The sequence below is a fragment of the Pseudomonas sp. 1 R 17 genome (genome assembly GCF_900067035.1).
Lineage (GTDB): Bacteria > Pseudomonadota > Gammaproteobacteria > Pseudomonadales > Pseudomonadaceae > Aquipseudomonas > Aquipseudomonas marginalis.
Genome location: NZ_FKLB01000061.1, coordinates 77,667 through 100,917 on the forward strand (window position 1 = coordinate 77,667; position 23,251 = coordinate 100,917).

A 23,251-nucleotide genomic window follows, 5' to 3' on the forward strand; every position below is an offset into this window, starting at 1 on the left:
GAACATGATTAAATCCCTGCCCGCCGCCCTGCTTTTTATTCTTGTATGCACGTTAAACGGTTGCAGCGACCGCGTTGAACTTCATCGGCAACTTTCTGAGCAAGAAGCCAATGAGGTGGTCGCGGAATTGGCAGATAAACATATTCGCGCCCAAAAAATCCCGGCCAAAGACGGTGTCGTCGTGGCGGTCAACGCCACCGATATTGGACGCGCCGTACGTACATTGGAAGCCGCAGGGCTACCTAGAATGGCGCGGACGACGCTGGGCGATACCTTTCGCAAGGAAGGGGTTATTTCTACCCCACTGGAAGAACGGGCACGCTACATTTATGCCTTGTCCCAAGAGCTAGAAGCCACCTTGTCCAACATTGACGGGGTGATTATTGCCCGGGTACACGTGGTATTGCCGGAACGCATCGCGCCAGGGGAACCGGTCCAGCCCGCATCCGCATCAGTCTTCATTAAGCATGACCCACGCCTGGACCCCGATAATATCCGCGCACGCGTTCGCAGGATGGTAGCGAGCAGCATTCCAGGCATGACCACAGCCGTGGATAACCTGCAGAAACTCAGCGTGATCTTTGTGCCTGCTGCCACTTATCAGGAGCAGCAACGGCTGGTGTATTTCGGCCCGTTCCTGGTGCCCAGCGATGATCTCGGTTTTTGGCGAGGCAGCGTTATCGCGGCACTTCTCGGCGTGTTGTCATCCGTGGCCGGTACACTGTTCCTGCTCAATCGACGTCAGCCTCTTCTGCGAGGGCCGCAAGTAGCGCAGGAACCAATTGGCCCAGCTCATGACGCCTAGATTCGATCATTCAATGAGTGAACGCCTGGCCTGGGCTGAATGGTGGGCGTTTCCCTGGGAGCACGCTCACGAGGACTGGAGAGGTGACAAGTACACTTCAATTAGCGTGCTTTATCACAGCAGACGTTCCGCCCCGGATGGTCTCACAAGCATTGCCGCGTGCTTGCCTCCGGCCCCCCACCCCACCGTACTTCGCCTGGCCCTCGCATCAACGGAGCAACTCAACCTGGCGCTGACACTGGTTCACGGCACGTTCAATCCCGAGGCCGCACCGCCGTTGAGCGAAAGTCAGCATCTGTGGTGCATGCGTTTGTCCAAGGCGTTGCCCCCTACCATGCTGTCGCCGGATGCTGATCCGCTGCAATTGCTTTCCAGCTGGATAGAACCCGATACGTGGCAGCGCCTTCGATTGCGGTTCCCCCGTAACCGCGTATGTGCGGTTGAGAAAAGTAATATCTCACTCGAAAACTCAAGCAGCCGACTGAACACGCTCTGGCAAGCCGTAGTCTGGCGCGTGACGACATCGGCGAACGCCCCTCTGTCCCTTGACTCGAACGCGTAAGGAAAACAGAGATGTTATGTCGATACACCGTTGAATTGCCCAAGGATGCTGCGGGATTGTCACGTTGCCTGATTCCCCGGGAGGAACTTGCAAACTGGGAGCACGCCAACCAGCTCATCAGCCACGCCAAGGCACAGGCCGATGAACTGATAAACCAGACAGAGAGACAGTGCGAACTTCTGCTGGAAAAGGCGTCCCTGGATGTCTGGCAACGCGCAGACGCCCAATTCAAACGCTGGGAACGTGACCGTCAAGCGATGTGTGACAACCTGGAGGAGTACGCAACATCGATCACCAACCAAGCAATTAGACGCCTGCTTGGCGAAACGGTAGCCCCTCAGCGGCTGTCAGCCCTGCTGAAGCAATTGCTGGCGGACCAGATTCAGGAGATCGACGCGGCGCTTCTCTGTCACCCCCAGGACTTTGAGGAGGTAAAACAGTATCTCGCCCATCACAAAGCCACGCTCTGGAAGCTTCACCACGACGAAACAATCCCTGCTCAGACACTTGTATTGAAAACCGACGAGGGTGATTTCCGTATCAGCTGGAATTCAATGCTCGATGCCTTTTTCAATCATGGGAGAGACTACCGGATAGACATTTAATTGCATCCGCTATGCATCGCCGACAACGAGCCTTGAAAAAACCTTATTAATCCATGCACCTCCACATAATAAAGAGGGTAACTAATGAGTATTTTCAACAACCTTCCAGAGGAGCTTTCTAAAAACGCCAAAAATGCCCATAGACTTTATAAAAAGCTCCATACCCTCACATCTCAAGAGCAGGCTGATGCAAAGTTATTTTATGAGCTTGCAGTAAAGAGCACCCTGTCCCAGATGGCATATCTGGAACATACGCGTGTTTCGCATATGTTGCTCAAAAGCACTTTTGAAAGTTTCCAATAATATGCAAGCGTTAGTCCGTGATTGGTTAATCAGCGGCAAAGAACAACTCCGTTTGTTTGAGGGCGATGACGAAATCATGCTGAATCGTCAGGGAGACGCTTTGGTGCTGAGTGTTCAACTGACCTTGACTCGCCCAGACACCGCCACCTTGCAGCGCTGGATGCGCCTGGGCGCTGCCAGCCTGAATCACTTCCATGGCGCACTGGCTCAAAAAGCGGACAGCGGTGAGCTGTGGCTGATCCAGAAACTGCCAGGTGGGCAGGGAGAGGCATACGTACTCGGCTACCTTGAAGCCCTGCTGAACCAACGCGACACCTGGCGCGCCACAGTCGCGCGCCTTGCTCGCCACCCCCAAAACCTCAAACCCACCTCACTACGCTCACTGTCGTACTAACCAGAGAACCGGCAATGCATAACAAGAACCACGAGCACAGTCGCTTACGCCGTGCTTCGCCCAAGGGATTTCCCTGGCGTAACGCTATCCTGCTTTCCTGGCTGCTGATCCCAGCAGGGAACACACTGGCGGCCATCCCCCCCGAGTGGAAAAACACCGCCTACGCTTATGAAGCTGAACATAAGCCCCTCCGGGAAGTGCTGGAGGATTTCGCCCAGACCTTTGGGACACAACTACATGTCGAGGGCCTGCTGGAAGGCAACGTAAATGGCAAGATTCGCGCCAATACCCCGCAGTCGATGCTCGACCGTCTGGGGGTAGAACACCGTTTCCAGTGGTACCTGTACAACAACACCCTCTATATCAGCACGCTGGACCAGCAAGACTCGGCGCGCCTGGAGGTTTCTTCCGAGACCATTGCCGACCTTAAGCAAGCGCTCACCGATATTGGCCTGCTCGATAGCCGTTTCGGTTGGGGCGAGTTGCCCGAAGACGGCGTGGTACTGGTTTCGGGCCCTCGACGCTATATCGAGCAGATCAAACAGTTCAGTACCCAGCGCCGCTCTCCGGATGAAAAGCAGAGCGTGCTGAGTTTCCCGCTTAAATTCGCCAATGCGACGGATCGTCAAGTGGATTACCGCGGCGAGAAGCTCACTATTCCGGGGGTGGCCAGCATTCTGCGTGGATTGCTGGAGCCGCGTTCCAATTCGACCCTCAACAGTCTGAACCAACCCTCCCCGTCACAGCCTGCGCCGCTCGTACCGAACATTCCCCGATTGAGCAACCCCTTACTGGGGCAGATGCTGGGTACAAACGTCAACACCGGGCCGTTGGATCCGCTCCCGACACTCACCTCGCGAGCCCCGGTCTCACCCAGCAGGGTTCGCGTCGAAGCCGATGTCCGCAATAACGCTGTGCTGATCTATGACCTGCCTGAGCGGCAGGGCATGTACCGAGAGTTGATCACTCAACTCGATGTCGCGCGCAAACTGGTGGAAATCGACGCGATCATTCTCGATATCGAGCGCACGCAATTGCGAGAGTTCGGGGTGAACTGGGGGTTTCAGAACAGCCGATTCCGTGGCGGCGTCAATATGGCACCGGGCACCTCTTCGCAGGTGTCGATTGAGAACCGTGAGCGCTTCTACGCAGATATACGCGCGCTGGAAGCCAAGGGGCTGGCAAGCATGGTCTCCAACCCCTCGGTGCTCACCTTGGAAAACCAACCGGCGGTCATCGACTTCAACCGCACCCAGTACCTGACCCCCGGCCGGGAGAATGCAACCATTTTACCGGTCACCGTGGGCACCAGCTTCCAGGTGGTCCCCCGTGTCATCACCAGCCGTGGCAGCCACCAGATCCATTTGGCGGTGGATATCGAAGATGGCAATTTCAACGAAACCAACCCCACTCCCGGCAACCTCGATGTACGCCGAGGCAAGGTCAGCACCCAGGCCGTCATGGCGGAAAAACGCTCACTGGTGGTCGGTGGTTTCCACGTCACCGAAAGCAGCGACAAGCGCAACAAAGTCCCCCTATTGGGTGATATCCCGCTACTGGGCAAGGCGCTGTTTTCCTCGACAGAACGGCAGAACAATCGACGTGAACGCCTGTTCATCCTCACCCCGCGCGTCATCGGTGACCAGGCCGATCCGTCGCGCTACCTGCCCCAGGCCGACCAGGTCGAATTGCAGGCAGCCCTCGCACCGTTGGCGCGGCGCTACAGCCCTCACCAGCCGGTAATCAAGCGCAGCGACATCATCAGTACCCTGGCGCACATGGTCAGCGGGAAAGTGCCCAAGGCCTTCAAGGCGGCACCAATGCCCCTGGGGCTGGACAGTTTGTGCAGCACCCGCGACTTGCTCGCGCTGAACACCGAACGCAGCCAATGGTATGCGGGACCGGACTACAACGTGGCGGTAGTGGTCCTGCGCAACCAGGTCAAACGCCACGTGCGTATCGACGAAAAGGAATGCAGCAACTCGCAGACCCTGGCCGTCAGCGTGTGGCCGCGCGCCTGGCTCAAGCCGGGTGAAGAAGCCGAGGTGTTTATCGCCATGCGCCCGGTGGTGAAGGACGAACACCTCAGCGTGCCCCGCCCCTCCTTGATTACTCCTGCTCAGAAGGCCACGCCATGAAACACCGCTTATTGTGCGTCACCCTGATCGCAACGGCACTGCTTGTCGCCGGCTGCACGCCTACCTGCAAGGGCGACTCCTGCTCACGCCCACAATCGAGCAAGGACAAGATGGTGATCTGGTGGCCACCGCAGATGCGTGCCGAGCCTGGTCCCGCCGGGGAACGTGCGGATTACCAGACTATCTCGCTGGAACGATGAGCCGCCAGGAAATGCCCGACAATCAACGCCAGGTATTTCTGGACAATCTGGTGAGTGGCGCTGCCGCTCACCTGATGCTCGCTCCCGGTATCAAAGCATGTGCACTGCACGCCGGCAAACGCCCGGGCATGGCCTTGCATGTCGCTCGTTCAGCATTACAGGCAGGGCAGTTGCAGCAGGTATTGGAGCGGCGCTTTGAGCTTGCCGTGGTGTTCGATGGTTGTTTTATCTACCTGGACGCGCAGGATGCCTTGGTAATCTGGCACGCGCTGCCGGCTGCAAACGATGCGCTCGACGGACTCCTCAGCCGGATGCTTTCCCTGGCCAATCTCCAAGCCCTGGACACACGCTCCACCTGCTGATCAGCGACGTTCCAACTCAGGCAATTCCAGCGTTTCGCGCTTGGCTTCATCATCAAGCTCACGCAAGGTGCGATAGATCAGTGCCACAGCCTGCAAGGATTCGCGGGGAATGCTTGCTCCCAACGCTTTGGTATAGAGCAAGCGCGCCAGCCATACGCATTGGATGACCGGCACCTCGGCGGCCTTCGCCTGCGCAATCAACTGGCGGGCGACGGCATCCGTACCTTTGCTGACCAGCAGCGGAAGCGGCGTCTTGCCCGGGCGGTAATACAGGGCGACAGCAAAGTGGGTCGGGTTGACCACCAGCATGTCGGCTTCCTCCAGCTTTGGCAGCTTGACCTTCGGTTCCTCCTGGGCCAATTGCTGCGCCAGCGCACGGCGCTGGCCCTTCACATGCGGGTCGCCTTCCATATCCTTGTACTCTTTGACGACCTCGACCTGGGTCATGCGCATGCGCTTGGCGAAGAAGTGCTTCTGCAAGGTGAAATCGATAACCGCCAGTACCAGTAACAATGCAAGACAGGCATGCAGCAGATAACGGAACAGGGCGATCAATGCCAGGAGGTAACTTTGCAGATCGCTGTTGGCCAGGTTGATCAACGTCCCAAGAGAGGGCCAGACCACCAGGAATACGATCAGCCCCAAAAGAAACGCCTTGGCGATGCTCATCAACAGATTCATCAGCGACTGGGCAGAAAAGAATTGTTTAAATTGGCTGATCGGGTTGAGGCGATTGAAATCGAGCTTCAGAGCCTCGGGTGCAAACAGCAATCCGAACTGCATCCAACTGGCGATCAGCTTCATAGCAATCGCCACACCGGCCATCAGCAGGCCGAATGAGAAGAACACCACCAGGCCTTCAATCAGCACTTCTTCCAACGCCCGTACAAAGGGCTGGTCCAGGCGTGAGATCGGCAACACCATCAATTGCTGGAAACGTTGCAAGCTGGTATCGGCGGTGAACAAGGCGATCTCGCTGATGGCCGCCAGCACCATCAACTTGGCCACATCCTGACTTTGAGCGACCTGGCCTTTCTGGCGCTGGTCACGCAGCTTCTTGGCTGACGCCGGGTGCTTTTTTTCCCCCGAGTCACTCATGGCATCGGGGCCTTGAATAAAAGGCCCAGCGAGTGCTTCAGGTCACTCAGTTGGCTCATACTCCCCACGATCAAGTCCTGCAGCAGCGCAAAATACAACAGCAGAATACCGATCCCCGCCAGGCACTTGACCGGTGGCGCCAGCGTACTCACCTGTAGCTGCTGACTGTAGACCCCCAGCAGTGCGATGCCGAACTCCAGCAACAGCAGCACCGCGATAAAGGGAGCAGCGTAGAGCATCATATGGGTGAACGTGTCGCCCAGCAGGCTGACAAATACGCTCATGCCATCAGGCGCCGGGAGTGGGAACCATACGGTGGGTGGCCAAATCAGGTAACTGTCCCAGATCACCTGAGTCAACGCGCCTAACCCCAGGGTGGACATCAATAGAAAAATCGCCAATTGCTTGAACAAATGCCCTATCGGCGTCGCATCCGGCCCCAGTGAAGGATTGAGCTGACCACCGGCCAGGGCTCCGCGCTGGTTATCGAGCAAAGCCCCCACCGACTCGAACAGCCAGAACGGCATCGCAAGCAACATCCCCAGCAGCACCCCCAGCGCCAACTCCTTGAGCGCCAATGCAGCGAGCACAAACGCTGAGTAATCGTGCTCCGTCAACGCAGCATGAATACCCGGCGCGGGCATCAGCGCCATGACCATCACAAGGATGTGCCGGAGCATGCCGCGTATATGCTGGAAACAGAACGCCGCCACGAGTATTCCGCACGGGTAGATTCGCGCCATGCCGATAATCAGACTGGGAAGGAAATCAAGATAAGCCAACACGGGTGAGGCCTCAGTTCCGGGCCGAGCGGCCAATCATTTCGAAGGTCAAGTTGATCAGTTGGATCAACTCCACGCCAATCCAGCGCCCCGTCAGGATCAACGTAACCCCTACCGCCACCAGCTTGATGCCAAAAGGCAGCGTCTGGTCCTGTATCTGCATCAATGCTTGCACCAGAGACACCAGCACCCCCACCACCACCGCTACAATCAATGGCGGTGCCGACAGCACCACCACCAGCAACATGCCCTGCTTGAACAGCACAATCGGGTCCATACGCCACTCAGAGATAGGAAAGGAACAAGCTGTCGAGCAACCGTGACCAACCCGACACCAACACGAACAACAGCAATTTGAGCGGCAGGGAAATGGTCATCGGCGAGACCATCTGCATGCCCAGCGCCAGCAGCAGGTTGGAAACAATCAGGTCGATCACGATGAAGGGGATATAGATCAAGAAGCCGATCTCGAACCCTGCCTGCAGCTGGGACAACACGAAAGCCGGAATCACCAGGATCAGATCTTCGCGTTGCACCTCCTGCGCCATTTGTGGAGGCCAGAGGCGCGTGGTGTTTTCCAGCAGGTGCGTCAATATATCCGGGTCCACATTGCGCAGCATGAATGCGCGTAACGGTGTGATGGCCTCATTGCCCGTCTGCAGAAACGTTTGCACGTTACTCATGTCCAGGGGCGATGCCTTGACGCTCTCGGCGATCTCATAACCCACTGGTGCCATGATGAACAGCGTGGCCGCCAACGCGATGCCATTGATGGCCATGCTGGGCGGTACCTGCTGCACACCGATGGCGTTGCGGGTGATCATCAGCACGATGACGATCTTCAAGAACGATGTGCAGACGATCAGCAGCATGGGCATCAGCGATAATGCCCCCAGGAATACCGCCAGAATGAGGGGGTCTATCCCCTGCAAACTCATCGGCCGAACATCACGCGAGACAACTGCAACCCCAGGCGCCCATCGACTTCCACCAACTGCCCCTGGCCAATCGGCCGATCGCCGTAATACAGGCCGGCCATGCCGGGAGCGTAACCGCTAATGCCCAACACCGAACCGGGCGCGAGGTTACGCAGTTCGCCCAAGGTAAGGTTCAGCGTTCCACAACGCACATTCAGCGCCATGCTCAACTCATCGAATGGTTCGTGGCCAAATACATCCACGACCGGTTCATCATCCTCATGCTCCGAGTAATGGGGCGCTGCAAAATTTTCGTCCACAGACGAGTCCTCGATAGAAGTAAGCGTCAGGCACAACGGCCCGGTGTCATCGTCAATGCGGCCATGCAAACGTTGCCTGCCAACCTGCACGTAGCCGCTGCCTTGGACGGAAAAAAAATACGGGCCGAGCACCAGCACATCACCGGTACGCAGGCTGCGCACCTGCGCAATCGGTAACTGCACGCGGCCCAGGGTCACGGCGATTGCCAGTTGAAACGGCGCCGGCAAAGCTGCCGCAGTGGCGCGCCAAGGCCCTGCCTCACACAAGGCCAGGAAACTTTGGGGGGTCAACCATAGGTAGCCTTCAACCCGGGACGCCCCCTGGGTCACACTGAGCCGGCAGCCAAACCCCTTGGGTCGATCCGTTTCCAGCAAGCGCACATAACCCAGCAGCGCCCGCACCTGGGGACTCATGTGGTACTGGTACAAGGCCCAGAACCAGGAGTCCGGATCGTTGCCAACCTGGGACAGGGTCACCGGGCACTCACCCAGCAGACTGAGCAACGGCCCTGCTTCTACAAGCGCCAGCACGCCACACACCGTCTCAAAGCACAAAGCCTTGCCGCCAGCTGGGGCACGCCCGGGCTCAATCAGCAACTCGCCGGCCTGCCCGGCCACCGTGAACGGCAGGCGCAGGCCGCGCCCCAATCGACGGCGCGCGGCAACCGTATCGCTATTAATCAAGGGAAAGGTCAGCGCCGGCATCAGCATGCGCAACCGACGCTGGGCATAAGCAAGTTCACCGGCAGCCCCAACGCTCCCGCGAATCGACCCTCGCACTGTTGGCGTACACCGCAAAGCCAGCGCGCCGTAGCGTCCTGCTCTGCCTCCAGCTCAATCGTCCAGGCGCCCTGCTCGCGGCGCACGCTGGCGTTGATCCGCCCCAGGCGAGGCAAGTACAGCACCGCCTGCAACGGCCACTGCGACGCAGCCTGCACACGAGGCGCCAGTTGCTCGGCAAGCGCCTCGATCAGGGCTATACCGGCGGACGCCTGTTTGCCCGATAAGGCAGTCCCCGCACCAGCGCCGCCATCGTCTCCAGTAAAAAATTGAGTGAATAATCGCCCGAGTTCCATGGACACGGCTGTCGTGGCCCCCGGCTCACGCTCCTCCCGCGGCTCGCGCTGGCGCGGACGCTCAGTGGGTTTATTTGAAACCTGGGTCATGTCGGCTCCCGAGCCAGTAAGAGGGATAACTCCTGAAGTTTTTCCACCTGCCGCAGGCACTCCGTGACGTGTTTCTGGGCGCTGCCAACCCGACTTTCGCTTTCCCCCTGCTGGCCCCGCAATGCCTCCAACTGGCCTATCTCCCGCTGAGTACTGGCAGATAGGGAGCGCTCCTGCGCGCCCCAGGATTTCAAGGCCTTGAGGCTCAACACCTGACCCTGATGCTGACTGAGCAATTCAGCACTTTGCCGGGCCTCCTCCTGCCGAGTCTGCTCAAGCGCATCCTTAGCCTGCTGGATATGTGCGAGCAGGGCCTGCTGGGCGCGCCTGGCCTCACGCAGGGCGCGCTCAGCGCGGTCAGCCCTGTGCCTGCGCAGGCGCCGCAACGTCTCCACTTCACCGAGAAGCACATCAGAATGGGACATGGGCGGTCAGATCCTTAAGTTGCTCCAGCGTCGCCACCATCGGCGTAGGCACACGCAAGTCCTGGCGCAGGAACCCGTCGACCGCCTGACGGCTGTCCACCGCCAGATCGGTCAGGGCATCGCTGCCGGGTTGATACTCTCCCAGCTTGAGCATCAGCTCGATCTGTTGGTACGCCGACAACAACCGTCGCAATGCCGTACCCGCCTGGATGTCCTCCGGCTCCGCGACGTTGCTCAAGATCCGTGAAAGGCTTGCCAACACATCCACCGCCGGGTAGTGCCCACGCTCGGCAAGCTTGCGGGACAGCACGATATGCCCATCAAGCAGCGAGCGAACTTCGTCGGCCACCGGATCGTTCATGGAGTCCTGCTCAATCAGCACCGTATAGATCGCGGTGATCACACCGTCACGCGTCAACCCGGCACGCTCCACCAGCCGTGGCAGCAGGCTGTATACCGAAGGAGGCAAACCTCCGCGCCCCAGGGGTTCGCCGGCAGCCAGGCCGATCTCACGCTGGGCCCGGGCGAAACGGGTCAAGGAGTCAATCAACAGCAATACCCGCTGACCCTTGCGCCGAAAACCTTCGGCCAATGCCGTGGCCGTGAACGCGGCGCGGGCGCGCTCCATGCTGGAGCGATCGGAGGTGGCGCACACCAGTACCGCCTTGGCGCGCAGCTGATCATCGAGCTCATGGTCGAGAAATTCACGCAGCTCCCGCCCCCGCTCGCCGATCAGGCCGAACACGATGACATCGCACTCGACGTTACGCGCGATCTCGGCCAGCAGGGTGGTCTTGCCACAACCGGCCCCGGCGAACAGGCCTACACGCTGCCCCTCGCCAATCGTCATCAGGCCATCGATCGAACGCACGCCGGTGGCCAGCGCACGGTTAATCCTCGGCCGTTCGGTGGGCAACGGCGCTTCACACAACACCGCACTGGTATCCGGTAAGTCGGCCTCGACAAACGCACTCACGCCCTGCCCTGTAATCGGCCGGCCGAAACCATCCAGCACCTGGCCCAACAGGGCCTCGCTGACCTGGACTCGATGCGATACCCCAAGGCGCTCCACTCCAGCGCCTACCCGCACGCCTTCCAAATTACCCAAGGCGCTGAGCACCGCGTCCTGCTGATCGAAGCCGATGATCTCGGCGAGCATGTAGTCGCCCGGACTTTTTTCCACCTGGCACAAGTCGCCGATACGCGCCTGGGGTAGCCGGCACTGCAGCAGCATGCCGTTGACGCGCTGGATTCGGCCACGCATCGTCACCGGTGCAAAGGTGCTCAGTGACTGGGCCTGACGCTGTTGCCAGGCGTCCAGACGAGCTTGCAGTTCCGCACTCACCAGCGCACCTCGTAACGCTGCGCACCATCAAAAACCACTTTGCCGTTGTCGATCAGCACCAGCCGCAGCCCTTCCACTTCGTCGCCCACAAACAGTCGGCTGCCTTCTTCCAGGACCACGTGACCATTCGGCCCGCCAACGATTTGCACAATCCTGAATGGCAGTGTGCCGTCGCGCACACGCACACGGCTGATCACCGGCACCGAGCTGTCGAATTGCTCGCCAAAACGGCTGAGCATGCGCGCTACCAGCTCCACCTCGTCCTGTGAGACTTCTCCGTTGAGCGCCACCTGGTCATTGATCACTTGCAAGGTGACCCGCTGACTCAACTCACGCTCGCTGAGCATCTTCAACAACTGCTGACGGACTTCAAAAGACGAAGCCAATTCCTGTTTCTGCACCGCGGGCGGCATCAGCGAAGCCTGCGCCTCACGCTCCCCAGTGGAAACCATGCCCACTGCCACAATGATTACCGTCACCACCAGCACCAGGCTGATCAGGCGCCTTTGCTGGGAGGGCGAAATTGACGATAACGTCATCGCCTGCGCAGGCACATTGGCCGCTAGCGGCACTACCGGCACTACCGGCGCAGGGGCTGCGGGTTGAGGCCAGGGTTGCTCGGCCAAGGTCACGCACAGCCGCACCCCCCCCACTGTAAACGGCACGTTCAGTTCCAGTTTGGCGATCTGCGCCAGTACCTGGCCTTCGGGGTCTCGCAACAGTCCGGCTTCGGCCTGCACCAACCAGTTGGCGTCGATAAACCGCAGGCACGCATGCTGCTCGACGACTCCCGGATCGTTCAACATCAGGTCAGCGTCCGCGTGCGCACCAATACTCCATCGCTCCCCAAATAACGGCAACGCAGCGCCCTGGCGCAGCCCATCAAGCACCCTTAACTCAAACATCATCGCAACCTCCACGCTGGCCATGGCCGAATACTCATGCCACCGCACCACGCATCAGCTCGTCCTGGCCCAGGTCAATGCGCCCCAGCACCTTGACCTTGGAGGAGCTCCCCAACTCGGCAAACGACAGCACCGGGACATGGTTGAACTCTTCCAGCAGCAAGGTACGCAAGGGACTTCGCAGGTCCTGCGCCACCAACAGCACACTTTTACTCTTGGCCCTTAAGGTAAAGGCCTGGTTGAGCAGGCTGATCAACGCAGCGCTGTGCTCATCGTCAAGCGCGAAAAACACCCCGGTCTGGGTCTGTCGCAATGCCTCGCGCAGGATGTTTTCCGTATGCGGTGAAAGCAGCCAGGCATGCAGGCCGTCGGCCTCGCTGTACTGGTGGAAAATCTGCGCCTTGAGCGCAATACGCGCGTAGTCGGCCAATGCTTCCGGTTCACGCTCATGCTGGCCATACTCGATCAGCGATTCGACAATCAGCCGTACGGCCCGCAGCGGCACCCCTTCGCTGGCCAGGCGTTGCAACACCGACGAAAAGCGCGACAGCGGCATGATTCGCTGCAGTTCCTGCACCAGTTCCGGCTGGTTGTGCTCCAGCCAGCTGAGGATCGACTTGCTCTCCTGGATCCCCAGGAACTGCGGGCCGCTGAGCATCATGGCCTGCTTCATGCGTTCGATGATCAGACTGGTCGCGGTGAAGCGCTCCAGTTGCGGATCGTCGAGCAGTGGATCATCCGGTGCCAGCCAGACCCAGTCCTGTTCATCACGCTCAGCCAGGCCGGGTATTCCATGCTCGGGCTCGACCGTCAAGCCGTTACGCTCAACGGCCAGATAGTTGACAACCGAGGCCTTGACCATCGGCACTTCATGCACACAGAAACGCATTTCGTCGGCGGCCAGCGAGTCATCGAGTTCGACTTCGAAGGGCGGCAGGGTCAGGCCAATATTGGCAACCAGTGCATTTCGGGACTGGCGAATCCCATGAATAAGCTCCGTCACCTCAGGCGTCCCACGCAACACCGGGGGAAACTGCAACAGGTAGGGGCGCGACGGATCGAACCCGCGCAAGTCCTCTTTTCCGTTCTCTTCGGGACGCACGGCTTCGGAGGCTTCGGCCGCGGGCGCTGCCTCTCGCTGACGCTGGCGCATCAGGTAATACCCCAATGTGCCGGTTATCAGCGAAATAAGGATAAATACCCCGGTCGGCATACCGGGCACTATCGCAAAGGCGAGCATGCCCACCGAAGCGATTATCCAGCTCTTGGGCTCGCTGGTCATTTGCCGGGCAATTTCGGCCCCCATGTTACTGATGCCCTTGCGCCCCTCCGGCGCCACCCGGGTGATGATCATGCCGGCGGTCAGGGAGATCAGCAGCGCCGGAATCTGTGCAATCAGGCCATCACCGATAGTCAGCACCGAATACAACGCCATTGAATCAGCGGCGCTCAAGCCGTGCTGGAACATGCCCGTAGAGAAGCCGCCCAACAGGTTGACCACGACGATGATCAACCCCGCGATAGCGTCGCCCTTGACGAACTTCATCGCCCCATCCATCGCGCCGAACAATTGGCTCTCACGGGACAACTGCTCGCGCTTGTCCCGCGCTTGCGTGCCGTCGATCAGGCCGGCACGCAAGTCGCTGTCGATGGACATCTGCTTGCCCGGCATGGCGTCCAGGCTGAACCGCGCCGCGACCTCGGCAACCCGTTCGGAGCCCTTGGTGATCACCAGGAAGTTAACCAGGGTCAGGATCAGGAAAATCACCATCCCCACCGCCAGGTTGCCCCCCACCACGAAATTACCGAAGGCCTCGACGATATCGCCGGCGTCTTGCTCCAGCAGGATCAGACGCGTGGTTGCAATCGACAGGGCCAGTCGAAACATGGTGGTCAACAGCAGGATCGAGGGGAACGAAGAAAACGCCAGGGGGCCCGGCAGGTAAAGCGCAAGCACGATCAACAGGCACGAAATGCAGATATTGAGGGCGATCAGAATATCCACCAGCCAGGTGGGCAACGGCACAATAAAGATGAATACGATGGCCATGACCACCACAGCGCCCAGCACCTCGGCGCGTTGTGCCACTTTGAGCAACCCACGGTTGATGGCCGACAGTGCGGTCACGTCATCAGCCTCGGCTCACCGGCATACCGTGTGGGTCCACGCAAGGCGCGGTCCAGTTCATCGATCACCGTCAGCAGGATCTGCAGGGTTTCCAGACGTATTCGCTTTTCGGACCACAATGCCAGGGGAAATTGCTGAAACAGAGGGTAAAGGGCATTGAGGGACATCAGTTGACGGTCAAGCGGACCGCCTCCCAGTTCGTCCCCCAAGCGCAGCAATTCATCGACCGCGATACCGGTACCGGCGTACCCCAGCAGGCGTTGCAACAAGCTCACGGCGTTATGCTCAATACTCAAGCGCTGGATCAGCGTGTGACAACCGCCCAATACGCTGCTCAGTTGCCCGCAGTCCCGCAGGCCCATCAGCAAAGTGCGCAACAGGGGTGTGGGCATTGACGACACCGCGGCCGCAATGTCATCCGCCAAAGCCTTACGCATCACCTTGAGCCCGACGTGGAACTGCTCACCACCGTATACACCCAGCAAAGCCTGCATCATCGTCGGCAGGGACTGGCGCGTGACCACACTGGCATAGTAGAGCACACGCAGTGCCTGGCGCTCCTGCGGGTCGACCCCGGCTGACTGCAATGCCAAGGCAATGTTCAGGCCGGCCTGGATCTCCCCTTTGAAACGAGCTTCAAGATTGGCAATTGCATCGCGCGCCAACAACGTAGTGTCGGACGGGCGGCCCTCGCTGTCTGCCTTGGCCACCACATGCTTGAGCACCACGAACGCGCGCGCCGGGTCCCCGTCCGCAAGCTTCAGCAATTTTTCGACAGTAGGTCTGTCCTGCAATTGCTGCCTGAAGAGCAGTGAAAGGAAAGCCAGCGTTTTCTTGGCCGGATGGCCCAACTGATCATAAAGTTGCGCAAGCTGCTCGGCCGGAAGCACGCGTACCGCCATCTTCCGTTCGCTCAGCGCCCGGCTGTTGAGCTCCACCTCCTGACCAAACAGATGTGCAAGCTCATCGATGCCCTTCGCGGATGTGTGCACTTGCGCTGAGGCATGGCTGACAACCGCTTCACCCTCAGAGGGGTGGGTGCGCACATCGTTACGAGGGTCAGTTGTTTTACGGGATACTTGTTCCATGGACACGCCAGTACAGGAAGAGTGTTTCCCTGTGTGGCAACGTCTCCCCATGCAGTTCCATCAAAATCCGTGCTCACTGGGAATTTGAAAAAACTTGCAAAAGCCTTCGGCGCCGCATGCAAATCACTGCATAAAAACCCACCAGCCAAAAATATTTATATATGTAAATCATACAGTTATGTATTTTTTTCGATTGGCACAGGGAGTGCTAAGGGGACCTGTCGACACCCGCTCGACTGCGTCTACCCTAAGGAAAAAAAACATGAACCTCCCCATTGAAGCTTTAGCTCACCTCGTTGGCAGCTCGCCTCAATTCATGCATCACCTGACAGACGACCAGCAGAAAAAACTCAGGCGCTTCATTCACAAGCGCGTACTCAACCCCGAAGATGCGGATGATCTTCTGCAACTGACGTACTTGGAGGCCTGGCGCAACCGCGAGCGCTTCTGCGGTAACGCCTCGCTCAGCACCTGGATGTGCGGCATCGCGCAAAACCTGATTCGCAACCACTTCAGGCGCATGTATGCCAAACCCGTGCATTGCGAATTTGATGAATCGTTGTGGCATGGACAGGAAGAAAACAACAACCTGGATTGGGAGTTTGAGATCAACCGCCGCCTGGAGAATACCCTGAGCGCCATTGACCACCTGCCGGCGGAAATGCGCAAGACGATGTACGCCTCCCTGGAAACCGACGGCAGCTATCAGGACACAGCCGACGTATTGGACATCCCCATCGGCACCGTTCGCTCGCGACTGTCGCGCGCACGCGAACAACTCAAGCGCGCCACCCAGAATCCGTTTCAATCGTAAATCCGGCTGACTGGCAAAGCGTTGGGCGACAAGGATATCTGCCCAACCGAACCAGACCTCTTTCATACGTGCCAGGCAGATCGCCCAGCCTCCTGACAGTACCGCACCGATCCCACCAACACCGAACATCAGCCCCACGGCTCTCGGGCGATCAGTCCAGCTGCCAGCAGGAGCGGCGGGCAGGTTTGCGCGGCGGTCGAGGATTGCTCGGCGCCATGGATGTCTCTTCACGGGAGAAGCGAATCAGCAACCACTCGTCGCCCAACTCGCTCATTTCCGATAAACAATTGAAAGCGTAGATAAAAATTCAAAATAAATGCTTGACGCATTCCCGTTCTACGCGAATAATGCGCGCCACTTGGCTACATAGCTCAGTTGGTTAGAGCATAGCATTCATAATGCTGGGGTCCGGGGTTCAAGTCCCTGTGTAGCCACCAAGTACCGATCCATAGATGTCTACAGCAGTCTATGAATCACCTCAAGAAGCCCGCCTAGTGCGGGCTTTCTTGTTTCTGGCTGTCCACCTCTATCTACCCCTATCCTTCCCCACCGTGTATGCCCACGTGTATGCTTCATAAATAATTGAACTGAAGGCATACAAGGATGAAACGCACCGATATCAAGCGGCGCCCTCTCGCTGACACTACACTTTCCAGCCTGGAGCCTGAGGCCGGGGCATACCGCGAACTAGACAGCCCAGGGCTTTATTTCAGGGTCAAGCCGAACGGCCAAAAGTCCTGGGAGTTACGCTACAAAAAGCCAGACGGCAAATGGTCGTGGCTTGGTCTTGGCGGCTACCCGGAAGTGGGCGGCGCTTTCGCTCGGCAGAAAGCGGCTGATCTACGCGCAGACGCATCGGAAGGTAAGAACCCGATCACATCCAAGAAAGCTCGCCAAGCCGCCGAGATCGATGCAGCCAACGATACCTTTGAAGCATTGGCAAGGGAGTGGCACACGTCTCGCCTGAGCGGCTGGGATGCTGGTACGGCCAAAAGGATACTTGGCGCACTCGAACGCCATGTATTCCCCTCGCTCGGTAAACGCCCCTACACCTCTATCATGTCGATGGAGTGGATGGAGCTATTGAGAGGGCTTGAGCGTCAGGGGATTCTGGAGCAGATGAGTCGTGTGAGGGCCTACTGCAAAGATATCTATGACCTGGCTCGCGTAACAGGCAGAGCCGTCAACAACCCGTTGGAGGGTGTGCATAAATTTCTGTCCTCGGGAAAAGCAGAGAACTACGCCCACGTCTCCCCCGATGAGCTTCCGGGGTTACTTCGAGCGATACGCTCCTACCCCCACGCCAAAGATGTTCAGCTCGGCCTGAGGCTGTTGACCCTGATGGCTGTACGCCCCAGCGAACTCCGAGAGGCACAATGGGTAGAGTTCGATTTCGACAAAAGACTGTGGACCGTTCCAGTCGAGCGCAAGGGACGCAAGAAAGGTCGTGAGCACCTGGTGCCACTCTGCACTCAAGCAGTGGAAGCACTGATAGAGCTTCGGCAACTTACCGGCGCTTACCCACTCCTGTTTCCAGGTCGAAGCGACCGCACCAAACCCCGAAGTGATACCGTTTTCCTAATGGCACTCCGGCGCCTTGGTTACGAAGGCCGCCAGACAGGTCATGGCTTCCGCCACATCGCCAGCACAATCCTCAACGAGCATGGCTATCCTGCTGACCATATCGAGGCCCAACTCAGCCACAAGGCACAAGGTGTTCGAGGGATTTACAACAAGGCTCAGTACCTTGAGCAGCGCACACAGATGATGCAATGGTACGCAGACCATCTCGATTCCCTGGAGGCAGGAAATGTGGTGCAAGGTCAACTTGGGAAGGCCGTGTGAAGCCGTTAACCCTATACCCCCTCAAAAATCGTGTTACGGGTGTTACGCGTGTTACGCCTAACAATAACCCATTGTATTCATTGAATATATTTAGCGTTACACGCATTGCAAAGCCTCTGAGTGCCGCGTGTTACGTCGGACAGTCGTGTTACAGAAAGGCCACACCTGCAACCCTGCTGGCATCCGCGTTTCCCTCCGAAAACCGCCGCGTTAGCCCACTGGCCTCGGGGCGTCGGGGAGAACTCAATGGACATTGAGCCAGGTGTGGAACTAGAAATCGCCGGTGTGGATGTCGACTGTCTACTTTGGGATCTCGACGATGTTGAAGTCGCTGTTCGCAGGTTGTCGTTGTATCACCAATTCTCCGAAAAATTTAGCGATGCGTTTCACTGCATCGACAACGCGATGTCCTACTGGCTAGAGGACGGCCGCTACGCTGACTGCGCAGAATCAACTACGACGAAGATGTTTCATCTTCGAAGCGTGATTGATCAGCACGTTTGTTTTTCCGAAGCGACCTCACTACCTAGAGTCATTCGAGGCGTCTTAGGGATCAGTCACCCAGCCAGCGACACCCAGCTTGTAGCAACCTATGCGCTCATTCAGGTAGTCGAGGCAGTATCGGCACTTGGCAATTGGCTTTTCAACCTAGAGCTGCGTCTCTATGACCTTGACTATGATCTGGTTGAGCAGATCAGGCTAACTGACGCCACCCAGTATGCTTCTCTCCTCAAAAGGGTAAGGGAGCGTAGCAGCGAACTTGAAATAGAGGCCCGGGAGGAGTTCGCCATTCGGTATGGCGAGACCTCAAAAGCATTGATGTTAGCTTCGCTGTACCAAGAAGCTGACCACATGGACAACCTCCGAAACGACTTAAGCGCATCTCGGTTTCTACGAACTGCACTCGATCAGGCATTTGCAGCAAAAGCGTCGGAAAGGGCCAAAGCAGCTGGAAAAGCCAATGGCAAGCCGGGGACAGCGAAGCAAGAGAACACAAAAAATCTTCTTGAAGAGATAAGCAAATCGGCAATAAAGCAAATCGCTATTGACCCCAAAATATCAGCGGCCGACCTCATCAAAATACTCGTTCAACAGGGCAAGGGCTCTATACCCACTGTAAGGAAATACCTAAAGATAGGCGGTTTTCTACCAAGATAATTTTTACGCAGTGGAAGAAAAGCAAACCATGTTTGCTTTTTTTTTGCCTCTTAGTCTGTGCCTGTCTTTCACTTTACAGGCACGACTATGACGAGCTCTCTCCCCTCCAAACCGATACACACCAAAGATCTGGCGCCTGCAACAAGGTTGATCAGAGTTACTGAAGTGATGGCCATTGTAGGCCTCGCCCGCCCCACCATTTACAAGCTCATGAGCCAGCCTGAAAGCGGCTTTCCACAAGCAGTAAAACTCACCGACAGCAACGCTCGTGGGGCCCCCGTTGCATGGGTCCTTTCTGAAGTTTTGGATTGGACTCACGCACGCATCGCTGCTCGCGACAGGGTGGCGGCATGACTCCTATTTTCCTGCCACAAACGAATTTAGACACCGGCGACTTACTCGGTATCGGCCTTCTACCCAACGTTACTGCCAAAGGCCAAGACCGCCTCCGCACATTGCGCGATGACGCCATTTCAAAAGGGGCCCACGTAATGCTTCTCGTCTGGCCGTCTCGCGATTGGGTGATGCTTTCAATCGAGCCGTCAGAAGGGATCCCGGCTGAGGATACCGAGCAGCTCATTCCGAGTGTCCGGGCCAACGTGACTGCGCTGGAGCTCATGCTTACGAACTCTCGGCATGGCAATCACCTGTTCTGGATGAGCTTGAGTCGTGTCGCTTCCCAGCACTAACGAAAACGCCCCCGGCGGCAACCGGAGGCGTTGAGGTAAATCTACATGCCTGATCAATTTATGCCGCATCGAAAAAATCCGCAAGCGTTCCGGACAGTTGCACTTTCAAAAAACCGGCGTTACTCTCTGGCCGTCGCTGCAAATTCAGCGACCGGGCTTGGTAACCCGACGAAATCAAGGCGCAACAGCGCCCCCATTACGATTGCAGGCGCTTTTTTTGTGCCCGCAGTTACGTGTTATGGCGGCTGTGCGTGGGAGGCATTCGTGCCTGCCGGGTTCCTTGATTCCCGGTTTACCAACCTGCGCACAGCTGCCACCCATTCGCTTGGTAACGAACGTGGCAGCTCCTCAAATCAAGGAGCTACACAGATGAAACACGCCCTCAATCCGTCCAAAATTCGCGCCGCCGCTCATCGAGCAATGGCTCTCGCCGCTTTACATGCCAACTCCAGCCTCGCTACACGCCTTTCCCGTTACAACGCCCATATGTCCAAGGCTCGCGCCTTGGAAGCCGCAGGGGGTACCCAATGAGCATGCTCCCAGGCTTCTCACTTCCCGAGGATCTGCTCTGCGTCAGCCAGGACGCCGAAGCAGGTATCCCCATCGATGCCATCACCTGCGCCCTCGACCGTGCCGATTCAGTTCTGATGCTGCTGGAAGATCACTTAGATGGCGATAAACCCGCCCTCTCCAACCGCGTGCTGTCATCCGTCATTTGGGACGTGCGTGGAACCTTAGGCTTGATCAAAACACTCGCCTTGTACGGTGATGCCTCCTCTGTGCCAATGGGCCAGAAAGGCGGTGCACTGTGAACACTGCCACTACTCTTGGGCGCGCCGAGTTCTCATGCGTTGCCAGCGGTACTCAAAAGCTGTTTAGGGTGAATGCCGGTGTCCCGCTAGAGGACGCACTTGAAGCCGTCTCCCAGATTCTGCACCACTCCAATCAACTGATCCTCGATGCCGCCATCAGCGATGCGGGCGAACGTTTTAGTTGGCCTGCGTTCTACCTCGGCGAGATGGCCAAGGCACTGATCGACGACGTGAACGAGGCGTTGCTTGAGTCGAGGACCGCCCTATGACTCAACGCACCGGCAACACCTCAAAACGCCCCAGCTTTGCCGACGTAAAAAGCGTTGCCCTGAAGCACATCGACCGTGTGCTTGCGCATTGGCTGCCGAACGGCAAACGCGTCGATGGTGGCAAGGAATACACCGCACCAAACCCGACGCGCACGGACAAACGTGCAGGCTCACTCAAGGTCAATTTGAGCAAAGGCACCTGGGCAGATTTTGCCACCGGCGATAAGGGCGGAGACCTGATCGATTTGGTGCGCTACATCGACGGCGGCACGGACGTTGAAGCCTGCAAAAAACTGGCGGATCTGCTCAACGTCTCCGCTGGTTCCGCGACCACCAAAAGCGCACCGGCCAAAAACGCAACGCCGGAGTGGATCGCGATTCAACCGATCCCGGCCGCGGCCATGAACGAGTGTCCAACCAAACACCGGCAACACGGTGTTCCGTCCAAAGTGTGGATCTATCGCGATGCTCAGGGCCAGCCGGTCATGGCGCTGTATCGCTTCGACCTGAGTCCCGATGAAGACGGCAAGCCGCGAAAGGTTTTCGCACCGTTGACCTGGTGCAAGCGCTCCGATGGGCAAGCCACGCAATGGCGCTGGCAAGGATTGCTGGAGCCTCGGCCACTGCTGCGCCGGGATGAGCTGGCAAAGCGGGCCGATGCGCCTGTGGTGCTGTGTGAAGGCGAGAAGGCTGCTGATGCCGCCGCTGAACTGATGCCCGACCATGTAGCCACGTGCTGGCCGAACGGCTCCAACTCTTGGCACAAGGCCGACCTGAAGCCACTCAAAGGGCGCACGGTGGTGCTATGGCCGGATAACGATGCCAGCGGCAAGACCTGCATGGACGCCATCGAGCTCAAGTTGATTGAGCTGGGCGTCGCTTCGGTACAACGAGTCTCGCTCGACGTGTTCAAGCTCAAGCCCAGCAGCAAAGGCGGAAAGCCCACGCTCATTAAGGGTGGAAAATGGGCAGACGGCGACGATGCAGCGGATGCGATAGCCAAAGGCTGGACCGCTGGCCACGTCGCCGAGCTGGTGGGCAGCGGTGAGTTTTTCGGCAGTGCCGCTGAGCTAACTGAACCTCCACAACCGAAGGCCAAGGAGCCCGCCAAACGCCCTGCGAAATCGAAAAATGACCTATTGCCGGGCGGCTTTCGCCTGACGTCTGAAGGGGTGTTTTATTCCGGCGATGATGGCGAGGCGCGTCCTGTGTGTTCGCCTCTCGAAATCATCGCCCGTACTCGCGACGACAAGGGCCACAACTGGGGGTTATTGGTCGAGTTCGACGACCCGGACGGCGCCAAAAAACGCTGGAACATTCCAGCACGAACCATGACCGGCGACTTCGGCAAGGATGTACTCGGGCCGCTGGTCGACATGGGCCTGCGCCTCGCGGGAAGCCGGTCTGGACGTAACGCACGCAATGATCTGCAGAGTTACCTCGGTGGCTTCGACAGCGCCCAGCGCGCACGCTTGGTAACGCGCCTGGGTTGGCACGACAACGCCTTCCTTTTGCCCGAACAGCAAATCGGCTCGCACGCCGAACACCTGCATTTTTATGAAGCCGGTGCGCAGCTTCCACCAATCAGCGAAGCGGGCTCCCTGGAGCAATGGCAGCAGCAAATCGGCGCGCTATGCGTTGGTAACCATCGCTTGGCGTTTGTCGTCTCTGTGGCGTTTGCAGGGCCTCTGCTGAACATGCTGGGGCATGAGTCGGGCGGTTTCCATCTGTATGGCGACAGCTCCGGGGGCAAGACCACTCACCTGCAAGTCGCTGCATCGGTTTATGGCGGGCCTCGCCTGGTGCGTTCATGGCGCTCGACAGACAACGCGCTGGAGTCCATCGCCGCCGCACACTCAGACGGCCTCCTGGTGCTGGATGAAATCGGCATGTGCGATCCGCGCATTATCGGCGAGACGGTCTACATGCTCGGCAACGGCACCGGCAAGGCCCGGGCGAATGATCGAGGACAAGCGGGCCGACAGGTGCAGGAGTGGCGCTTGCTGTTTCTCTCGACCGGCGAGAAAACGTTGGCGCAGCACATGGCGGATGCAAACAAGGAGCTGAAAGCCGGTATGGAGGTGCGCATGCTCGCCGTGCCAGCGGATGCCAGCAAAGGCC

28 protein-coding genes and 1 tRNA gene are annotated in these 23,251 nt (G+C 58.3%); 18 read left to right on the plus strand and 11 right to left on the minus strand.

Going from position 1 to position 23,251, the window contains the following annotated elements:
* Positions 1–4: 4 nt before the first annotated feature.
* From sctJ to BFP99_RS25170, 8 genes are all read left to right on the plus strand, one after another.
* Complete coding sequence (gene sctJ, locus BFP99_RS25135; RefSeq protein ID WP_065924027.1) at positions 5–805, plus strand: type III secretion system inner membrane ring lipoprotein SctJ; 801 nt, start codon at positions 5–7, stop codon at positions 803–805.
* Positions 806–818: 13 nt separating this feature from the next.
* Positions 819–1,367, plus strand: a complete 549-nt coding sequence (locus tag BFP99_RS25140; protein ID WP_065948507.1) for a type III secretion protein — start codon at positions 819–821, stop codon at positions 1,365–1,367.
* 11 nt (positions 1,368–1,378) lie between these two features.
* Entirely contained in the window at positions 1,379–1,972 is a 594-nt protein-coding gene (gene sctL / locus BFP99_RS25145) for a type III secretion system stator protein SctL (protein WP_065924026.1), read from the plus strand.
* An 84-nt stretch (positions 1,973–2,056) separates the two neighbouring features.
* Entirely contained in the window at positions 2,057–2,275 is a 219-nt protein-coding gene (locus BFP99_RS25150) for a hypothetical protein (protein ID WP_065924025.1), read from the plus strand.
* On the plus strand, positions 2,259–2,669 hold the full coding sequence (locus tag BFP99_RS25155; RefSeq protein WP_323145765.1) for a type III secretion protein: 411 nt from the start codon (positions 2,259–2,261) through the stop codon (positions 2,667–2,669). The genes BFP99_RS25150 and BFP99_RS25155 overlap by 17 nt, the downstream gene beginning before the upstream one ends.
* A gap of 14 nt (positions 2,670–2,683) precedes the next feature.
* Positions 2,684–4,807 carry a type III secretion system outer membrane ring subunit SctC gene (sctC, locus tag BFP99_RS25160; protein WP_065924023.1) on the plus strand — a complete coding sequence of 708 codons (2,124 nt, stop codon included), beginning with the start codon at positions 2,684–2,686 and terminating at the stop codon, positions 4,805–4,807.
* Positions 4,804–5,007 (plus strand): HrpT family type III secretion system protein, encoded by a 204-nt coding sequence (gene hrpT / locus BFP99_RS25165; protein ID WP_065924022.1) that lies wholly within the window; start codon positions 4,804–4,806, stop codon positions 5,005–5,007. The genes sctC and hrpT overlap by 4 nt, the downstream gene beginning before the upstream one ends.
* Positions 5,008–5,018: 11 nt before the next feature.
* Positions 5,019–5,369: a transcriptional regulator gene (locus BFP99_RS25170; RefSeq protein WP_065948508.1), complete on the plus strand. Its 351-nt coding sequence runs from the start codon at positions 5,019–5,021 to the stop codon at positions 5,367–5,369.
* On the opposite strand, the gene sctU is transcribed toward BFP99_RS25170, so the two are convergent.
* From sctU to sctW, 11 genes are read right to left on the minus strand one after another with little or no spacing between them, the layout of a single operon-like run.
* Positions 5,370–6,467, minus strand: coding sequence for a type III secretion system export apparatus subunit SctU (gene sctU, locus BFP99_RS25175; protein ID WP_065924021.1), 1,098 nt, complete (start codon positions 6,465–6,467; stop codon positions 5,370–5,372).
* The gene (sctT, locus tag BFP99_RS25180) at positions 6,464–7,252 is read right to left on the minus strand and encodes a type III secretion system export apparatus subunit SctT (RefSeq protein ID WP_065948475.1); all 789 of its coding nucleotides are present in this window, start codon (positions 7,250–7,252) and stop codon (positions 6,464–6,466) included. Before sctT ends, sctU begins: the two co-directional genes overlap by 4 nt.
* Positions 7,253–7,262: 10 nt before the next feature.
* Positions 7,263–7,526, minus strand: a complete 264-nt coding sequence (gene sctS / locus BFP99_RS25185; RefSeq protein ID WP_027606903.1) for a type III secretion system export apparatus subunit SctS — start codon at positions 7,524–7,526, stop codon at positions 7,263–7,265.
* Positions 7,527–7,533: 7 nt separating this feature from the next.
* Positions 7,534–8,187, minus strand: a complete 654-nt coding sequence (gene sctR / locus BFP99_RS25190) for a type III secretion system export apparatus subunit SctR (protein WP_065924019.1) — start codon at positions 8,185–8,187, stop codon at positions 7,534–7,536.
* Complete coding sequence (locus tag BFP99_RS25195; RefSeq protein WP_065948476.1) at positions 8,184–9,197, minus strand: FliM/FliN family flagellar motor switch protein; 1,014 nt, start codon at positions 9,195–9,197, stop codon at positions 8,184–8,186. Before BFP99_RS25195 ends, sctR begins: the two co-directional genes overlap by 4 nt.
* Positions 9,191–9,652, minus strand: a complete 462-nt coding sequence (locus BFP99_RS25200; RefSeq protein WP_065924017.1) for a type III secretion system HrpP C-terminal domain-containing protein — start codon at positions 9,650–9,652, stop codon at positions 9,191–9,193. Before BFP99_RS25200 ends, BFP99_RS25195 begins: the two co-directional genes overlap by 7 nt.
* Complete coding sequence (locus BFP99_RS25205; RefSeq protein ID WP_065924016.1) at positions 9,649–10,077, minus strand: type III secretion system stalk subunit SctO; 429 nt, start codon at positions 10,075–10,077, stop codon at positions 9,649–9,651. Before BFP99_RS25205 ends, BFP99_RS25200 begins: the two co-directional genes overlap by 4 nt.
* On the minus strand, positions 10,064–11,422 hold the full coding sequence (locus BFP99_RS25210) for a FliI/YscN family ATPase (RefSeq protein WP_027606908.1): 1,359 nt from the start codon (positions 11,420–11,422) through the stop codon (positions 10,064–10,066). Before BFP99_RS25210 ends, BFP99_RS25205 begins: the two co-directional genes overlap by 14 nt.
* A complete protein-coding gene (locus BFP99_RS25215; RefSeq protein WP_065924106.1) occupies positions 11,419–12,327 on the minus strand; it encodes an FHA domain-containing protein in 909 nt (302 codons plus the stop codon). Before BFP99_RS25215 ends, BFP99_RS25210 begins: the two co-directional genes overlap by 4 nt.
* Positions 12,328–12,361: 34 nt before the next feature.
* A complete protein-coding gene (gene sctV, locus BFP99_RS25220; protein ID WP_065948477.1) occupies positions 12,362–14,455 on the minus strand; it encodes a type III secretion system export apparatus subunit SctV in 2,094 nt (697 codons plus the stop codon).
* Entirely contained in the window at positions 14,452–15,543 is a 1,092-nt protein-coding gene (gene sctW / locus BFP99_RS25225) for a type III secretion system gatekeeper subunit SctW (protein ID WP_162844253.1), read from the minus strand. The genes sctV and sctW overlap by 4 nt, the downstream gene beginning before the upstream one ends.
* 262 nt (positions 15,544–15,805) lie before the next feature.
* Between sctW and BFP99_RS25230 the strand changes: the two genes are divergently transcribed.
* The 10 genes from BFP99_RS25230 to BFP99_RS25265 form a co-directional block, all read left to right on the plus strand.
* Entirely contained in the window at positions 15,806–16,357 is a 552-nt protein-coding gene (locus tag BFP99_RS25230; protein WP_065924015.1) for an RNA polymerase sigma factor, read from the plus strand.
* 360 nt (positions 16,358–16,717) lie between these two features.
* Positions 16,718–16,794, plus strand: a tRNA-Met gene (locus BFP99_RS25235).
* Positions 16,795–16,960: 166 nt separating this feature from the next.
* Entirely contained in the window at positions 16,961–18,202 is a 1,242-nt protein-coding gene (locus BFP99_RS25240) for a tyrosine-type recombinase/integrase (RefSeq protein WP_065948478.1), read from the plus strand.
* A 246-nt stretch (positions 18,203–18,448) separates the two neighbouring features.
* On the plus strand, positions 18,449–19,360 hold the full coding sequence (locus tag BFP99_RS25245; protein WP_065948479.1) for a hypothetical protein: 912 nt from the start codon (positions 18,449–18,451) through the stop codon (positions 19,358–19,360).
* A gap of 87 nt (positions 19,361–19,447) precedes the next feature.
* On the plus strand, positions 19,448–19,714 hold the full coding sequence (locus tag BFP99_RS32435; RefSeq protein WP_083221250.1) for a helix-turn-helix transcriptional regulator: 267 nt from the start codon (positions 19,448–19,450) through the stop codon (positions 19,712–19,714).
* A complete protein-coding gene (locus BFP99_RS25250; protein WP_065948480.1) occupies positions 19,711–20,049 on the plus strand; it encodes a hypothetical protein in 339 nt (112 codons plus the stop codon). The genes BFP99_RS32435 and BFP99_RS25250 overlap by 4 nt, the downstream gene beginning before the upstream one ends.
* A gap of 45 nt (positions 20,050–20,094) precedes the next feature.
* On the plus strand, positions 20,095–20,580 hold the full coding sequence (locus tag BFP99_RS33030; RefSeq protein ID WP_141690818.1) for a hypothetical protein: 486 nt from the start codon (positions 20,095–20,097) through the stop codon (positions 20,578–20,580).
* A complete protein-coding gene (locus BFP99_RS25255; protein ID WP_015636993.1) occupies positions 20,577–20,861 on the plus strand; it encodes a hypothetical protein in 285 nt (94 codons plus the stop codon). The genes BFP99_RS33030 and BFP99_RS25255 overlap by 4 nt, the downstream gene beginning before the upstream one ends.
* Entirely contained in the window at positions 20,858–21,130 is a 273-nt protein-coding gene (locus BFP99_RS25260; RefSeq protein ID WP_065948481.1) for a DUF3077 domain-containing protein, read from the plus strand. Before BFP99_RS25255 ends, BFP99_RS25260 begins: the two co-directional genes overlap by 4 nt.
* On the plus strand, positions 21,127–23,251 hold a 2,125-nt coding region (locus BFP99_RS25265; protein ID WP_370737676.1), incomplete at its 3' end, for a DUF927 domain-containing protein. The genes BFP99_RS25260 and BFP99_RS25265, both read left to right, overlap by 4 nt.

Bases quoted from the DNA above. Each gene is read 5' to 3' on its own strand.
- BFP99_RS25245 (WP_065948479.1), top strand. From the start codon at position 18,449: ATGGACATTGAGCCAGGTGTGGAACTAGAAATCGCCGGTGTGGATGTC.
- hrpT (WP_065924022.1), top strand. From the start codon at position 4,804: ATGAAACACCGCTTATTGTGCGTCACCCTGATCGCAACGGCACTGCTT.
- sctS (WP_027606903.1), bottom strand. From the start codon at position 7,526: ATGGACCCGATTGTGCTGTTCAAGCAGGGCATGTTGCTGGTGGTGGTG.
- BFP99_RS25205 (WP_065924016.1), bottom strand. From the start codon at position 10,077: ATGTCCCATTCTGATGTGCTTCTCGGTGAAGTGGAGACGTTGCGGCGC.
- BFP99_RS25255 (WP_015636993.1), top strand. From the start codon at position 20,577: ATGAGCATGCTCCCAGGCTTCTCACTTCCCGAGGATCTGCTCTGCGTC.
- BFP99_RS25200 (WP_065924017.1), bottom strand. From the start codon at position 9,652: ATGACCCAGGTTTCAAATAAACCCACTGAGCGTCCGCGCCAGCGCGAG.
- BFP99_RS25140 (WP_065948507.1), top strand. From the start codon at position 819: ATGAGTGAACGCCTGGCCTGGGCTGAATGGTGGGCGTTTCCCTGGGAG.
- sctL (WP_065924026.1), top strand. From the start codon at position 1,379: ATGTTATGTCGATACACCGTTGAATTGCCCAAGGATGCTGCGGGATTG.
- BFP99_RS25195 (WP_065948476.1), bottom strand. From the start codon at position 9,197: ATGCTGATGCCGGCGCTGACCTTTCCCTTGATTAATAGCGATACGGTT.
- BFP99_RS25150 (WP_065924025.1), top strand. From the start codon at position 2,057: ATGAGTATTTTCAACAACCTTCCAGAGGAGCTTTCTAAAAACGCCAAA.
- BFP99_RS25240 (WP_065948478.1), top strand. From the start codon at position 16,961: ATGAAACGCACCGATATCAAGCGGCGCCCTCTCGCTGACACTACACTT.
- BFP99_RS32435 (WP_083221250.1), top strand. From the start codon at position 19,448: ATGACGAGCTCTCTCCCCTCCAAACCGATACACACCAAAGATCTGGCG.
- sctW (WP_162844253.1), bottom strand. From the start codon at position 15,543: ATGGAACAAGTATCCCGTAAAACAACTGACCCTCGTAACGATGTGCGC.
- sctR (WP_065924019.1), bottom strand. From the start codon at position 8,187: ATGAGTTTGCAGGGGATAGACCCCCTCATTCTGGCGGTATTCCTGGGG.
- sctC (WP_065924023.1), top strand. From the start codon at position 2,684: ATGCATAACAAGAACCACGAGCACAGTCGCTTACGCCGTGCTTCGCCC.
- BFP99_RS25215 (WP_065924106.1), bottom strand. From the start codon at position 12,327: ATGTTTGAGTTAAGGGTGCTTGATGGGCTGCGCCAGGGCGCTGCGTTG.
- BFP99_RS25230 (WP_065924015.1), top strand. From the start codon at position 15,806: ATGAACCTCCCCATTGAAGCTTTAGCTCACCTCGTTGGCAGCTCGCCT.
- sctU (WP_065924021.1), bottom strand. From the start codon at position 6,467: ATGAGTGACTCGGGGGAAAAAAAGCACCCGGCGTCAGCCAAGAAGCTG.
- sctJ (WP_065924027.1), top strand. From the start codon at position 5: ATGATTAAATCCCTGCCCGCCGCCCTGCTTTTTATTCTTGTATGCACG.
- BFP99_RS33030 (WP_141690818.1), top strand. From the start codon at position 20,095: ATGCCTGATCAATTTATGCCGCATCGAAAAAATCCGCAAGCGTTCCGG.
- BFP99_RS25250 (WP_065948480.1), top strand. From the start codon at position 19,711: ATGACTCCTATTTTCCTGCCACAAACGAATTTAGACACCGGCGACTTA.
- BFP99_RS25170 (WP_065948508.1), top strand. From the start codon at position 5,019: ATGCCCGACAATCAACGCCAGGTATTTCTGGACAATCTGGTGAGTGGC.